This is a genomic window from Paraburkholderia diazotrophica (genome assembly GCF_038900755.1).
In the GTDB taxonomy this organism is placed as follows: Bacteria; Pseudomonadota; Gammaproteobacteria; order Burkholderiales; family Burkholderiaceae; genus Paraburkholderia; species Paraburkholderia diazotrophica_A.
The window spans coordinates 498107-512878 of the sequence record NZ_JBBPEN010000003.1 but is presented as its reverse complement, the minus strand read 5'-3'; the positions used below and the strand labels follow the sequence as shown (position 1 = coordinate 512878).

At 63.4% G+C, this 14772-nt stretch carries 14 protein-coding genes; 6 read left to right on the top strand and 8 right to left on the bottom strand.

Translation table 11 applies throughout. The features are described 5' to 3' along the window. The first annotated feature begins 145 nt into the window (after positions 1 to 145). On the top strand, positions 146 to 2629 hold the full coding sequence (locus AABE10_RS12285) for an FAD-dependent oxidoreductase (protein ID WP_342933512.1): 2484 nt from the start codon (positions 146 to 148) through the stop codon (positions 2627 to 2629). Between the two features lie 122 nt (positions 2630 to 2751). On the opposite strand, the gene AABE10_RS12280 is transcribed toward AABE10_RS12285, so the two are convergent. Beyond that, positions 2752 to 3639 (bottom strand): AraC family transcriptional regulator, encoded by an 888-nt coding sequence (locus AABE10_RS12280; protein ID WP_342933854.1) that lies wholly within the window; start codon positions 3637 to 3639, stop codon positions 2752 to 2754. A gap of 196 nt (positions 3640 to 3835) precedes the next feature. Here AABE10_RS12280 and AABE10_RS12275 point away from each other — a divergent pair, with 196 nt between their 5' ends. Continuing rightward, the gene (locus AABE10_RS12275) at positions 3836 to 4723 is read left to right on the top strand and encodes an NAD(P)H-binding protein (RefSeq protein ID WP_342933511.1); all 888 of its coding nucleotides are present in this window, start codon (positions 3836 to 3838) and stop codon (positions 4721 to 4723) included. 268 nt (positions 4724 to 4991) lie between these two features. On the opposite strand, the gene AABE10_RS12270 is transcribed toward AABE10_RS12275, so the two are convergent. Both AABE10_RS12270 and AABE10_RS12265 read right to left on the bottom strand, forming a co-directional pair. Then, positions 4992 to 5150 (bottom strand): hypothetical protein, encoded by a 159-nt coding sequence (locus AABE10_RS12270; RefSeq protein WP_342933510.1) that lies wholly within the window; start codon positions 5148 to 5150, stop codon positions 4992 to 4994. A gap of 77 nt (positions 5151 to 5227) precedes the next feature. Next, entirely contained in the window at positions 5228 to 6166 is a 939-nt protein-coding gene (locus tag AABE10_RS12265) for a LysR family transcriptional regulator (protein ID WP_342933509.1), read from the bottom strand. 106 nt (positions 6167 to 6272) lie between these two features. Between AABE10_RS12265 and AABE10_RS12260 the strand changes: the two genes are divergently transcribed. From AABE10_RS12260 to AABE10_RS12250, 3 genes are read left to right on the top strand one after another with little or no spacing between them, the layout of a single operon-like run. Continuing rightward, a complete protein-coding gene (locus tag AABE10_RS12260) occupies positions 6273 to 7007 on the top strand; it encodes an SDR family oxidoreductase (RefSeq protein ID WP_342933508.1) in 735 nt (244 codons plus the stop codon). Between the two features lie 12 nt (positions 7008 to 7019). Then, entirely contained in the window at positions 7020 to 7787 is a 768-nt protein-coding gene (locus tag AABE10_RS12255) for an SDR family NAD(P)-dependent oxidoreductase (RefSeq protein ID WP_342933507.1), read from the top strand. A gap of 27 nt (positions 7788 to 7814) precedes the next feature. Next, positions 7815 to 8411 carry an NADPH-dependent F420 reductase gene (locus tag AABE10_RS12250; RefSeq protein ID WP_342933506.1) on the top strand — a complete coding sequence of 199 codons (597 nt, stop codon included), beginning with the start codon at positions 7815 to 7817 and terminating at the stop codon, positions 8409 to 8411. 855 nt (positions 8412 to 9266) lie between these two features. On the opposite strand, the gene AABE10_RS12245 is transcribed toward AABE10_RS12250, so the two are convergent. From AABE10_RS12245 to AABE10_RS12225, 5 genes are all read right to left on the bottom strand, one after another. Beyond that, positions 9267 to 9506: a hypothetical protein gene (locus AABE10_RS12245; RefSeq protein WP_342933505.1), complete on the bottom strand. Its 240-nt coding sequence runs from the start codon at positions 9504 to 9506 to the stop codon at positions 9267 to 9269. A 167-nt stretch (positions 9507 to 9673) separates the two neighbouring features. Continuing rightward, positions 9674 to 11938, bottom strand: a complete 2265-nt coding sequence (locus tag AABE10_RS12240; RefSeq protein ID WP_342933504.1) for a xanthine dehydrogenase family protein molybdopterin-binding subunit — start codon at positions 11936 to 11938, stop codon at positions 9674 to 9676. Next, positions 11935 to 12945, bottom strand: coding sequence for a xanthine dehydrogenase family protein subunit M (locus AABE10_RS12235; protein WP_342933503.1), 1011 nt, complete (start codon positions 12943 to 12945; stop codon positions 11935 to 11937). Before AABE10_RS12235 ends, AABE10_RS12240 begins: the two co-directional genes overlap by 4 nt. Beyond that, a complete protein-coding gene (locus AABE10_RS12230) occupies positions 12942 to 13547 on the bottom strand; it encodes a (2Fe-2S)-binding protein (protein WP_342933853.1) in 606 nt (201 codons plus the stop codon). The genes AABE10_RS12235 and AABE10_RS12230 overlap by 4 nt, the downstream gene beginning before the upstream one ends. 310 nt (positions 13548 to 13857) lie before the next feature. Further along, on the bottom strand, positions 13858 to 14283 hold the full coding sequence (locus AABE10_RS12225) for a CBS domain-containing protein (protein ID WP_342933502.1): 426 nt from the start codon (positions 14281 to 14283) through the stop codon (positions 13858 to 13860). 238 nt (positions 14284 to 14521) lie between these two features. On the opposite strand from AABE10_RS12225, the gene AABE10_RS12220 reads away from it, so the two are divergent. Further along, positions 14522 to 14695, top strand: a complete 174-nt coding sequence (locus tag AABE10_RS12220; RefSeq protein WP_342933501.1) for a hypothetical protein — start codon at positions 14522 to 14524, stop codon at positions 14693 to 14695. Positions 14696 to 14772: the final 77 nt, after the last annotated feature.

The window sequence follows — 14772 nt, the reverse complement described above, 5'->3', positions numbered from 1 at the left end:
CCACGCAGTTCCACACATTTTCACCCTACCCACTTAATCAAGAGCGCCCGAAAACGTTGCATCATGCGCTGTTTTGCGGCAAAGTGCTTCTCAACTCATTTCCACACATTCCAACGCAATCCAACACGCTCCAGCGAGATTAACAATGTCAACCAATCTTCCGACGCAGGCACGCGTCGTCATCGTGGGCGGCGGCATCATCGGATGCTCGCTCGCCTGGCATCTCACGAAGCTCGGCTGGACGGATGTCGTGCTGCTCGAACAGGGCCGCTTGTCGTGCGGCACGACGTGGCATGCGGCCGGGCTCGTCGGACAGTTGCGCGCGCAGGAAAGCATGACGAAGCTGATCCGCTACTCGACCACGCTCTACGCCGAGCTCGAAGCGGACACGGGGCTCGCGACGGGCTGGAAGCAATGCGGCTCGCTGTCGGTGGCGCGCACGGCCGGGCGGATGACGCAGCTGAAGCGCACGGCCGCCGTCGCGCGCGCGTATGGCGTCGCGTGCGACGTGATCGGCCCGAAGGAAGCGGGCGAATTGTGGCCGCCCATGCGCACGGACGATCTGCTCGGCGCCGTGTGGCTGCCCGGCGACGGCAAGGCGAACCCGACCGATCTGACCCAGGCGCTCGCGCGCGGCGCACGGCGACGCGGCGCGCGCATCGTCGAGAACACGCGCGTCACCGCGATCCATACGCGCGAGACGCGCAAGGGCCGCGAGGCGAGCGGCGTCGCGTGGCGCGACAAGGCGGGCAACGAAGGCACGATCGCGGCGGAGATCGTCGTCAATTGCGCGGGCCAGTGGGCAAAGGCCGTGGGACGACTGTGCGGCGTCACCGTGCCGCTGCATTCGGCCGAGCACTACTACATCGTCACCGAGCGGATCGCGGGCGTGGATCCCGATCTTCCCGTGATGCGCGACCCGGACGGCTATATCTACTTCAAGGAAGAAGTGGGCGGCCTCGTGATGGGCGGCTTCGAACCGGATGCGAAACCGTGGGGCATGAACGGCATTCCCGAGAACTTCGAGTTCCAGTTGCTGCCCGACGACTGGGATCAATTCCAGATCCTGATGGAGAACGCACTGCAACGCGTGCCCGCGCTGGAGACGGCCCAGGTGCGCCAGTTCTACAACGGCCCGGAGTCGTTCACGCCCGATAACAACTTCATCCTCGGGGAAGCGCCCGAGCTGCGCAACTTCTATGTCGGCGCGGGATTCAACTCGATGGGGATAGCGTCGGCGGGTGGCGCCGGCATGGCGCTCGCCGAGTGGATCGTCGCAGGCGAGCCGACGATGGACCTGTGGCCCGTCGACATTCGCCGCTTCGCGCGCTTCAACGGCAACGACACGTGGCTGCACGACCGCGTGAAAGAAACGCTCGGCCTGCACTACGCGATGCCCTGGCCGAATCGCGAACTCGATAGCGCGCGGCCCTTCCGGCGTTCGCCCCTTCATGCGCTGCTGCGGGACGAAGGCGCATGCTTCGGCAGCAAGATGGGCTGGGAACGCGCGAACTTCTTTGCGCCGACGCGCGAGCAGGCGCGCATCGACTACGCGTTCGGCCAGCAGAACTGGCTGCCGTGGAGCGGCGACGAACATCGCGCATGCCGCGAACGCGTCGCGCTCTTCGACATGACGTCGTTCTCCAAATTTCTCGTCAAGGGACGCGATGCCGAAGCCGTGTTGCAACAGATCGTCGCGAACGATGTCGCGGTGCCGCCGGGCACGGCCGTCTACACGGGCATGCTCAACGCGCGCGGCGGCTACGAATCGGATTTCACGCTCACGCGCCTCTCCGCCGACGAATATCTGCTCGTCACGGGCTCCGCGCAAACCACGCGCGACTTCGACATGATCGACAAGCGCATTCCGCAGGACAGCCACTGCATGCTCGTTGACGTGACCGGCCAATACGCGGTGCTCGCCGTAATGGGACCGAGCGCGCGCGATCTGCTCGCGAGCGTCTCGAAGGCAGACTGGAGCAACGACGCATTCGCGTTCGGGCAAAGCCGCGAAGTCGATATCGGCTATGCGACGGTGCGCGCGACGCGCATCACGTATGTCGGCGAACTCGGCTGGGAGCTGTATGTGCCCGTCGAATTCGCGGTGGGCGTCTATGAAACGCTGCATGCGGCGGGCGCGCGTTTTGGCCTGAAAAACGCGGGCTATTATGCATTGGAATCGCTGCGTATCGAGAAGGGCTATCGCGCGTGGGGACGCGAGCTGTCGCCGGATGCGAATCCGTTCGAAGCGGGGCTCGCGTTCGCGTGCAAGCTCGACAAGGACATTCCGTTCGTCGGACGCGATGAACTTGTCAAGCTGCGCAGCGAGCCGCTGCGCAAGCGTCTCGTCGTGCTGACCGCAGACGGCGCGAGCGATCGCATGCTATGGAGTGGCGAGGCGATCTTGCGCGATGGCAAGGCAGTGGGCTTCGTCACGTCGGCGGCGTTCGGGCATACGCTCGGCTGCCCGGTCGCGATGGGTTACGTGAAGCGCGACGACGATGGCGCGCTCGACGACGCGTGGCTCACGAGCGGCCGCTATCAGATCGACGTCGCGGGCGATCTGCTGCCGGCGACGCTGCATCTCAAAGCGCCGTACGATCCCGCTTCGGCGCGCGTGAATAACTGACGCACAAGCGAGTGACTCACAAGCGAGTGAATCACAAGCGAGTGACTCACAAGCGAGTGACTCACAAGCGGGTTGAATCGCAAGCGGACTGAATCGTAAGAGGCGCGAACGCAACGCCTGCGCTAGCGCTCAACGATCAGCCGTCTCTCGCCGTCGCGTGCGAGATCGCGCGGCGTCACGCCGAGCAGCCGCTTCATCCAGTGCGCCATGTGGCTCTGATGTGCAAAGCCGGTTTCGAGCGCGACCTGGCTCGCGCTCAGGCGCCCTTGCGACAGCAGCGCTTGCGCACGCTCGACGCGCCGCAGCACGACATGCCGATGTACAGGCACGCCGAATGTCTCGCGAAACAACACCTTGAAATGCGGCACGCTGAGTGCAGCGAGCGCGGCGAGTTCGGCGAGCGTCAGACGTTCGTCGAGATGCGACTCGATATAGTCGCTCACACGCGCAGCAACACGCGGCGACAGCGTGCGTCTTTTGTCGTCGCGTGTGACGCCGGCGCCCGCGAGCCGCACGATCATGGCCGTGCACAGGCTCTCCGCGTAAAGCGGATCGGATGCATATTCGGCTTCGAGTTCCGCGCGCATCGCCCAGGCCAGATACTGAAACCGCGCGTCGCGCATCTGGAATTGCGGGCGAATCTGCGCATCGGCGGCACGCAGGCCGAGCTGGTCGAACGTCTCGCGCGCGAAATCGTCGGCAATCCAGATGCGCAAGATCGTACAGCTCGCGTCGTCGGACCACTCGCCGTCGAGCCCGGCCGGAATCACATCGGCATCGCCATGCGCCTGAATGCGCGCATAGCGCCGGCCGTTGCATCGGCACACGGCTCTCACGGGCGCGCCGACATGCACGCCAACGCGATGATGCGCCATCGCCGGAATGCGATGCGCGCCGGCGGCCACCCCGACGAGTTCCGCGCCGAAGCCCGACCAGCCGAGCGACGCGCTCGAACGCAAGCTCTCGCGCGCGCCGGAGTGCGGCATCAGCGGACGGTGGATTGCATTCATCGCCTGCCCTTCCGTCATCGTTTCAGATTGACGCATTGTGCTTCGTTTCGCGCCAGCGTGCAGGCCGCACGTTCATGTGGATTGCCATCGCGCGCAGATCGTCATCCGGATCTGCTGTTCCACATCCTTGCGTGCGCGCTTCGGATGTCGTCGCGGCTTACGCTTGATGACATCTGAACGATCGAGGAGCCGGATGATGTTCGTGATTTTTGGCGCAGCAGGCAACGTGGGACGCACGGCGGCAACGGCATTGCGGCACGCAGGCCACGCCGTGCGTGCCGTCGTGCGAAACGCTGCCCAGCGCGAGGCGCTCGAGCGCCTCGGTTGTGAAGTCGTGCTGGGCGATCTGACGGATGAGGCATCGGTGACGCGCGCGCTCGTCGGCGCTCGAGGCGTGCATATGCTGTGCCCCGTGCCGCATCGCGACCCCGATCCTGCCAGCACGATGCGTCGCACGGTCGATGTGGCAGCCCGCGCGTTGCGCATGCATCCCGAGGTCCATGTCGTCGCGCTGTCCGACTATGGCGCGGAACTGGATTCGGGCACGGGCATCACAATGCTGTTCCATTACCTCGAAGCCGCATTCCGCGACGCTGTGCCACGCCTGACGCTGCTGCGCTCGGCAGAGCACATGCAAAATTGGGCGCGCGTGCTGCCCGCCGCGCTCGCGACGGGTATGCTGCCGAGCCTGCATCATCCCGTCGACAGGGCGTTCGCGTCGGTGTCGGCGCACGATGTTGGCGCGCTTGCCGCGCAGTTGCATATCGATGGACATCGCGGCGATGCTGTCCGCGTCGTGAGCATCGAAGGCCCCCGGCGGCACGACGCGAATGGCGTCGCTCATGCGTTGAGCGAAGCGGCCGGGCGCCCCATCGTCGCACGCGCGTTGCCGCGCAGCGAGTGGACGGCGACGCTCCTGCGCGCGGGACTCAACGCCAATCACGCGCAGCTCATCGTCGATCTCTACGACGCGCAGAACGCGGGTCGCATCGATGTCGAAGCGGGCGCAAGCGAGCGACACTTCGGCAGGACTGAACTGCGCGAGGTGTTTGCCGCACTGGTGTCCGGGATCGGCGCGCGCTAGATGCTGTCGCCAGTTGCCGTCACTCATTGCCGTCACTCTTGCACGTTAAATACGTGCGCCGCTCTTGCGAGGAACCTCACATGCAGTGCTGTCCTTTACTGCGCATGAGTCAGGACGCTTCGGCTCGAAGCGCTGACGCGCGTCACGATACGGCACAGGCGCTATATGCGTTCGCGACGCGCCTGGCGGCTCGGTTCGGATGGCATCGGATGGAACAGTTGCTGAACGCGATTCCCGACAGCAACGATGACTTCACGATCTTCTGAAGCTACGAAAACAAAATGGCCTCGACATCCTCGCGGTTTAAGGTCGCCCGATAACGGGCGCGGCCACCCGGCATTGTGCCCGGCGTGCCGGGCACGCGCAGCGCGGCGAGTTCACCGTCGTCAGGAGAAAAGCTGCCCGATTGCCACGTGCTTCGGCGCAAGCCGAGTCCTCCGGCAGTATCAGCCGGACCCGGCCGGTGCCCACGTCACGCTTCGACGACGTCTCCGGGCAAGGCCATCAGCAAGCGCGCACTACGCTGGCCTTGGTCTTCCCACCCTTCGAACGATGACAGTTGCCAAGGAGCTCGACCAGCCTTGTCTCGCATTCGGAAAACGAGTACCCGCGCCGGTGCGAGATCATGAACGTGAGGGGGCGCATGTGCCATGCGCGCCGTTGGAGTTCGACAAGTGTTCCCTTCGCGAGATCTTCCTCGACCATATGGCGCGGCATGTGCCCCCAGCACAAGCCTCCCCTGAGCAGATCATGCTTCGCTCCGAGGTCATTCACCCACCACTGGCGCTCGCTGGCGACCCCCTGTTGCGTCTTTTCGGCATCGGGCTGATTGTCGGTTACGACAAGCTGGATGTGCCGGCCAAATTCTTCCCGCGCGATCTGCCCCGCAATTGCGGCCAGCGGATGCGATGCCGCACAGACGGTCACCATGTGGGCGTCACATAAATGCTGCCTTTCTATGGTGCCCGGGCTCACCTCCGGCACGTCCGTGATCGTCACCGCCAATGCGCAAGTGCCTGCGAGAACCAGACGCTCGCCGCCCTGCATGGTTGTCATGCGCAGATTGATCGTGACCGTTGGAAAGCCCGCCTGCACGTTGCGCAGGCATTCAATCAGGTGCGCGCGCGGAAAATACGTATCCACGGCAAGAGAAACTTGTGGAACCCCGGCTTCAGCAATCGCGACCGCGCGCATCTTCATTTCCTCGGTTCGCGAGATCACCCCGCGCGCGTCAGGCAGGAGGCTGCGACCCGCGGCCGTGAGCGTCGCTTTGCGGGTGTTGCGCTCGAACAGCGCCACATCGAAGGCGCTTTCGAGCGCGCTGATCGCATGACTGATCGCCGACTGCGCGCGCCTCAACTGCCGTGCTGCCCCGGAAAAGCTTCCTTGATCACACACGGCGACGAAGGCCCGAAGTTGGTTGATCGTGACGTTGTCGAGCATAGATATCTAAAAAGTAGATTGAGTCCATGCATATTTAGTCAATTGGCTTCATGAATCAAGTCCCGCAGAATCGTGTTCGTCGTTTTCGTTTCGAGGGATGCATGACATGAACAGGCTGAATGGAAAGACCGCCGTGATCACGGGTGGCGGCACTGGTATCGGCCGCGCGGCAGCGAAGCGCTTCATCGAGGAGGGCGCCTTTGTATTCATCTTCGGCCGCCGCCAGGAAGCGCTCGACGCCGCTGTCGCCGACCTTGGGCCGAATGCCCGCGCGGTGAAGGGCTCGGTCTCCAGCCTGGCCGACCTCGACCGGCTCTACGCGGCGGTGAAGGCCGAGCGCGGGACCCTCGACATCGTCTTCGCCAACGCTGGGGCGGGAAGTCCGCTTCCCCTCGGCCAGATCACCGCCGAGCACATTGACGACATCTTCGACACCAATGTGAAGGGGACGATCTTTACGGTCCAGAAGGCGCTGCCGCTGATGGGTTCGGGCGGTTCGATCGTTCTGACGGGATCGAGCGCCGGCACTACGGGCGCTCCGGGATTCACGGCTTACAGCGCGAGCAAGGCAGCGGTGCGCAACCTCGCCCGGACCTGGGCGGAGGACCTGAAGAGCACCGGAATCCGGGTGAACGTGCTGTCACCCGGGGCGACGGCGACCGAACTGGCCAAGGAGGCGCTGGGCGAAGAGGGCCAGAAGGCCTACGGTGCGATGACGCCGCTCCAGCGTATGGCCGATCCGGCGGAGATCGGGGCGGTCGCCGCCTTTCTTGCGTCGTCGGACAGCAGCTTCATGACTGCCAGCGAGGTCGCCGTTGACGGTGGCCTGGCGCAACTCTGAGGAGAAAAATCGATGACACAATCGCTTAAGGGCAAAACAGCTCTCGTTACCGGGGCATCACGAGGCATTGGCCGCGCCATCGCCGAACGCCTTGCAAAGGATGGTGCGACCGTCGCGCTAACGTACAACGCCAGCAAATCCAGCGCGGACGAGGCGATCGCGGCCATCGGGAAAGCGGGAGGCACCGCGTTTGCGATCCATGCCGATCTCGTCGATCCGGCGACCGTCCCGGCTTTGTTCGAGAGACTCGACGACGAGTTCACCAGGCGGAACGGAAGCAAAGCCCTCGACATTCTGATCAACAACGCTGGTAATTCCGGCTGGGTTGGCTTCAAGGACGCGACGCCGGAGAAGTGGGACACCCTGATGGCGGTCTACGCCCGCGCGCCCTTCTTCATCATTCAGGCCGCTGTCGATCGTCTCGCCGATGGTGGACGCATCATCAACATTTCTTCCGCTGCCGCCACGAAGCCCGTGACGGCTGCGCCCGTCTACTCGATGGCGAAAGCGGCCATCAATACCCTGACCCATACGCTCGCAATCGAGCTGGGGCCGCGTGGCATCACCGCGAACGCCGTGGCGCCGGGCTTCACGCGAACGGATGCGAACGCCGAGTTTCGGGAGAACCCCGAACTCGTCAAGGCGGTCGAGGCCCAAATCGCGCTGGGCCGCTTTGGCGAGCCATCGGAAATCGCCGCCGTCGTGGCGTTTCTGGCCTCGGATGAAGGCCATTGGGTGACCGGTCAAACGATTGAAGCGAGCGGCGGTTACAAGCTCTGACCGCACCGGGAAACGAAGGAGAAACCTATGAGTTACGCCATCATTGGCTTCGGAAAGATCGGCCGCGCACTTGCCAGGGCGTTCGCCCGCAACGGCATCGAAGTGGCTATTGCAACCACGCGCGACCCCGAAAGCTTTGCGCCCGATGCTGCGGCCATCGGACCTACGATCATTCCCAAAACCCTGGCGGAAGCCGTCAACGCGGACATCATCTTTTTGGCAGTCCGTTTCGAGTCGCACCCGGAGGTCGCAAAGGCGCTGCCCAACTGGAAGGGAAAGACCGTCATCGACGCGATGAACACGCAAGCCCCGCTTGAGGAACTGGGCGGTCTCCCGTCTTCTGCTTTCATCGAGAAGGTGTTCACCGGCGCCAGGGTGGTGAAAGGCTTCAACCATCTGGCCGCCGCCGTCCTTGGCCAGGACCCGGCCGTACACGGTGGCAGGAGGGTCGTGTTCCTCGCGAGCGACGATGACGGCGCTGCAGCGGAGATCAGTGCGCTTGCGGAAGAACTCGGTTTCGCGCCCATTCGACTCGGCGGGCTTTCCGAGGGCGGACTCCTTGTGCATGCGCGCGGGAAAAGCTGGGGTCACCTGATCTTCAAGGACTTGACCTCGTTCGACTGATGAACAACCGTTTCCGGCTATTTCGCTGATTCGAATGGCCGGTTACGGAGTACAGCCGACGTTCGAACGAACCGCGTCGGCGAGATCTTCATCGACTCTTTCCGCAATCAGTACGTGCGTTCTCTGGCATCGCCGTGTCGACGCCCATCTCGTGGGATGAGGAGGTTGCCTAATATTCGCCAAGCGATACCGCAAGATCCCACAAAGCGACTGTGCACAAAGTGGCGATTATTGTGGCAACGAGAGCAACAAAGAAACCATCAGACTGTCGGTGCTTCATCTGCGTGCCCGGAACTGTCGACCGCGATCCGTCTGCGCGACGGACTAGACAGGATCGAATCAATGAATGTGTGCGCTCGCCCCTCCCCGTACCTGAATGCCTCTTGCTCAGTAAGGAAGTCGAAGCGTTCGGGAAAATTTGCAAGCACTTGATGAGGATTATCAGGCGACGAAATCACCCACGACACGCGGTAGCGCCGAGATATCCCGCCGAACGCGTGCGACTTGGCCGGCGTGACGTGGACTTCAATCTTGCATCCGCGATACGACGCATAACACTGGGTGGACATGGTCTTCCTCGCTATCGATGCAGCGCGAAGCGACGAGTTGCGAGCATCGTCTGCTCCCGCATTCACCGGATGATGACCCGATAAGCGGAGCATCCCACATGCCGGGCGAACCGATCTGATCCGGTGTCAACGCAGACTTTTACCGTCAAACCGTAAGAGGAATTGCGTGAGCGCAAGCATCAGCCCATGCGGGCAATGCGGCCAACTCCTTAAGGCGGCGGGCCGAATCGATGACGCCGATGAAGTCAGCGGCGATGTTCGTGAAGCGTAATCCGGCCACGGCGGATCAAAACGCCATGGCGGCGAGCTGGAACAGCGCGCCCACGCCAACGAGCGCGAAGCATGGCTTGACCAGTTTCTGGCTATCGTGCGTCACAATTCGCTTGACCCGCTGTTCCCCGATATGGTCCACAGACCAGTCGGGATCAGGATGGGACGCAGGCGAAAACCAGGCAGCGCCGATTCCGCCGAAAGCCATCATGGTAAGCCCGATGAAGTTCAGAACTGTGCTGATCGCGGTGATCATGGTCTTTTCCCAGAATTGTTCGCGGAGAATCCTAGTATGAGCGAGAGCAGCAGAATCGCATCGAATAGATGCGATGAAGTCGTCCAGAGCTTCGGCAACGCGTCATCTGCACCCGTCGGCGATTTCGGCCAGATCGATATCTACACCGGACGGCGGCTTCCGTTTCCTCATGCGTAGAGCTTGTCGACCGTAATCGGCAGTTCTCGCACGCGCCTTCCCGTCGCATGCCAGATCGCGTTCGCGACGGCAGCCGCCACCCCGACTATGCCTATTTCGCCGACGCCTTTGGCCCCGAGCGGGTTGACGATATCGTCGCGCTCTTCGACGAAGATCACCTCGATGTCGTGGATGTCGGCATTGACGGGCATGTGGTACTCGGCCAGATTGTGGTTCATGGGTCGACCCAGTTCGTGATCGAATTGCCCCTCCTCATGCAGGGCCATGCTGATGCCCCACACGACTCCGCCCGAGATCTGACTCGCCGCCGTTTTCGGATTCACGATGCGGCCCGCAGCAACTGCGCTCACCACGCGTGTGACGCGCACTGTGCCCAGCGCTTCGTCGACGCGCACTTCTGCAAACACTGCCGAATGCGTGCCCATCGAGTATGCCTGCTGCCTGATATGCGGCGTAACCGTGACCTGCGCATCGAGCCGGCGTATGCCCACTTGGGCAAATAGCTCGCTCAGCGGCACGCCTTGCTGCGCGCCGTCCGAACATCGAACGCGCCCGCCGTCCATCTGGACCGCATCGGGCGTATGAGCCGGGAAGTCAGTGCCGCCATGCTCGCGCGCCAGTGTCGCGAGCTTGCCTTTGAGACGCGTGCAGGCCGCATGCACCGCACTGCCGACCGACGACACGGTCCACGAGCCGCCTTCGATCGGCGCTCTTGGCAACGTCGTATCGCCGAGCCGGAACTCGACCGTCTCTAGAGGCACGCCCAACGCATCGGCCGCGATCTGGGTCATAGCGGTGTACGTGCCCGTGCCGATGTCGGCCGTCGAGCTCGATACCACGATACGGCCATCCGGCGCCAGTTCCGCGAGCGCCGACGCCTCGTTCTGCAAGGCGTCCCATGCGCCCGTTGCCATGCCCCAACCGACGAGTTCCCTGGCTTCGCGTCGCGCACGCGGCTTCAGTGGCCGGGCCGACCATCCGAAACGCGCGGCGCCCTGCTCGTAGCACTCGCGCAGTGCCTTGCTGGAGAACGACAGATTCTTGTTGCCGTCGCGCTCCGCGTAATTGATGAGCCGCAATTGCAGCGGATCGACGCCCAGCGCCTCGGCCAGTTCATCCATCGCCACTTCGAGTGGAAAGAGCCCCTGCGCCGCGCCAGGCGCGCGCATATCGGCCGGCGTCGGCACATCGAGCTTGCTGACCATGTAACCGAGGCTCACGTTGTCGCAAGCGTACAGTTGCCCGGCCCAGTTCACGACCACGTCACAGTAGTCCTCGTAACGCGACGTCTCCGATACAGCTTCGTGTATTACGGCCTGCAGCCTGCCGCTGCCGTCGGCGCCGAGCGAAACACGTTGCACGGTCGTCGGCCTGTGCGCAAACGTAAACATCTGCTGACGCGTCAGCACCACGCGCACAGGCCGTTTCAGATCGCGCGCCGCCATCACGGCAAGCGGCAGGTGATACTGAGGACGCAGCCCCGAGCCGAACGCCCCGCCGACGAACGGCGAAATCACATCGATATCTCCAGCCTCAAGGCCAAACACCTTCATGAGGTACTGCCTGGTATTCATCACACCCTGTGTTTTCTCGTAGACGGTCAGCCTGCCCGACGCATCGGGCACGATCGTGCAGCCGTGCAATTCCATCGGGTTGTGATATTCGGCGGGTGTCGAATAGAAGCGGTCGATCATCACCGGCGCCTTCTTCAAAGCCGCATGTGCATCCCCGCGCGGTGGCGGCGGCGGATCGAAGCCTCCCTTCTCGCGCGAAGGCGGATACGCATCGGCAAGCGCGTCGTGCAGATCCGTACGATGCGGCGCGCGTTCGTATTCCACGCGTACAAGCGACGCTGCATGGCGCGCGAGTTCCAGGCCATCTGCGACGACGAGCGCAACCGGCTGGCCGCTATACCAGACGCGATCATCCCATAAGGGCATGAACGGCATGCCGCCCGGCGCGACCTGGTCTTTCCACGCGGCGTCGGCTATCGGCAGTTCGGGACGATTCTTATGCGTGAGAACAAGCAATACGCCAGGCAATTCCAGGGCCGCGGACGCATCGACGGCAAGCACGCGTCCGCTCGCGATCCGGCTCGACACGACAAAGCCGTACGCGAGACCCTCCGCCCGGAAATCGGCAGCATATTGCGCCGCTCCCGTCACTTTCAGCTTCCCGTCGACGCGGTTCACCGGCCTGCCGCTCAAGGTTTCGTGGCCGCCTGCGGCGCGTCCGGCGCCGGTTGGATCGCTCATGGCCGCACCTCGTGTCCTTCGCCGAAATCGCGTCGGCTTGCTATTTCGAACGCGCGCACGATCGCCCGGGTCGTCAGTTCGATCTTGAACGCGTTGTGTCGCCGCCCGCACGCTTCGCGCACAACCGCAGCCGCGAATTCGCGCACCGACTCGCGCGACAGTGGCCGGCCGCGCAGAGGACTCTCGGCGGCTCTGTCGCGCCACGGCTTGTGCGCAACACCGCCGAGTGCGCAGCGCACGTCGCGCACAACGTCGCCGTCGAGCGCGAGGCCGACGGCCACGGCGACCAGCGCGAATGCATACGACGCGCGGTCGCGCACCTTCACGTACGTGTGATTCGATGCGAAACCCTCGGGTGGCAGTTCGACGGCAGTGATCAATTCGTCGTCGCGCAGGTTCGTGTCGATGTGCGGCGTGTCGCCAGGCAGGCGATGAAAATCGGCGAACGGCAACACACGTTCGCCGCCCTCGCCGCTGACATGCACGCTGGCGTCCAGCGCCGACAACGCGACGCACAGGTCCGATGGATGCACGGCAATGCAATGGTTGCTCGCGCCCAGAATCGCGTGCATCCGGTTGACACCTTCCATCGCCGGGCAGCCAGTACCCGGTTCGCGCTTGTTGCAGGGCGTGCCCACGTCGTAGAAGTAGAGGCAACGCGTACGTTGCAAGAGATTGCCGCCTATCGTCGCAACATTCCTGATCTGCGGGGACGCGCCCGCCAGAATCGACTTCGAGACGAGCGGATAACGCTGCATCACTGTCTCGTGACAGGCGACAGCCGTATTGGTAGCGAGCGCGCCGATCCGGAGGCCGCCGTCAGACGTCGCATCGATCTCGCGCAGCGGCAAGCGGCGAATATCGACGAGACGCGCAGGGGTCGCAACGCCCTCCCTCATCAGGTCGACCAGATTCGTGCCCCCAGCGAGGAACGCGGCGCCCTTCGCACGATGTGCCGCAACCGCTTGCGCAACGTCGTCCGTGCGATCGTATGTGAAGCGGTTCATGCCGGGCCTCCAGTGATGGATCGGCCCGGCGCATCTTTTGCGCTGGCGGTTTGCGTCCCGCTTTGGCGCTCATCGGTGTTCGCATGCCGATCGAAGCCAGCAACGTCGAGCACCGCCTTGACGATATTCACATACGCGCCGCATCGACACAGATTGCCGCTCAACAGTTCGCGGATATCATCGGCACAGCGCGCCTGGCCTTCCTGAAGCAAGCCAATTGCCGAGCAGATCTGTCCTGGCGTGCAGTAGCCGCACTGGAAGGCGTCATGGTCTATGAACGCCTGCTGCATCGGGTGTAGCGTGTCGCCGTGCGCGATCCCTTCGATCGTCTCGATCTTCGCGCGATCGTATGACGCTGCCAGCGCGAGGCACGTGTTGATGCGCTGTCCGTCGACGAGGGCCGTGCATGCGCCGCATTGGCCATGATCGCAGCCTTTCTTTGTGCCCGTCAGTCCACATCGCTCGCGTAGCAGGTCGAGCAGGGTGGTCCACGGCTCGACCTCGAACTGGCGCATCTCGCCGTTGATATCCAGGGTCAGCGCTACACGCTGCCCGGCGGATGCAGCAACATCGAGTGTCGCCGCGGCGTCGGTATTCGCCATGATCGCCGGCATCTTCCAACCGGTATCGAGTTTCGGCCTGTCGAAGCGCTGCGTCGTCAGGCGACGCCTCGCCTCCGCCTTCGCCGCACGAAGCCGCGTCGCGTGCGCCGCATATCCCGCGCGCGCCGGCGCCCTTGCAACGCGCATTCGACGTGCCGTGCCGCCGGTGGAACCTGGATGATTTCCGGCGCCAATGCACGGCGGTTTGTGCGGACTGCCCCGGCGCGGTTGCCGGACCTGACGGCGCATGACAAGCGGGCCTGTCATAAAGCGCCGCGTTGCGGACGCGCGGTCGGCAATCGAGGGATCGCTAACGGTCAGGCGCAGAAGGAGACGATACGGCGCTGACGGTCTTCCCGACGTTGGCATCGGAATTCGCAGCCAGGTCGCCTAGCGAGAGCACGCCGACCAGACGCTTGTCACTGTCGACCACGGGCAGGCGCCGGATCTGCGCCTCCTCCATTTTTTGTTGGGCCACCGAGACGTCGTCGTCCTCGAAGCACCATGTAACTGGCTCGCTCAGAATTTCACTGACGGCAGCCGATGGTTCACGACCTGACGAGACGGCCCGCACGACGATGTCGCGGTCGGTCACCATACCCTTGAGCTTCGACCCGTCGCAAACGGGCAATGCACCGACGTCCAGCCGCTCCATCAGTTGCGCAACCTCCCGGATGGTGCTGCTTGGCGTCACCGTTTCTGCTTCGCGCGTCATTACTTCCGACACTGTAGTCATGGCTTTTCCTCCAGAAACCTCACTGGGAATAGTCAACGATCGCATTGGCCGTTCCTGCACACGATGAGCGATTGACGCGAGGAAACTTGCGCCCTGTTCCTTCAGATTGCCGTACACGCCTCCAGGCCCGGACTATGCACCTCGCTGGAATGAATGGAGACCCACGTGGTGATTTGCGATGTATTCGCGTTCGACCATGGCCAGACAGTATTCGGTCTGGCCACCGAGGAGCAATGTGATGATTAGCGTTCCGACGTTTGTCTTTCTAGTCGCCCTTTTCGCAATTATTGTGGCCATGCATCGCGGCGTGACCCGCAGGGCAGACGCGAAACTTCGCACGCAATTCGACGCGGAAGGCCCCGCCAGCGACGTGTCGCGCCAGTTGATGCGAGATTCCGGATATAGCGTGTGAACTCAAAGCCAAGCGCATGTTCGTACGATTCCCGAAAACGCCGTATAAAGCGCTTTACCCGCCAGAAGGCGAATCGC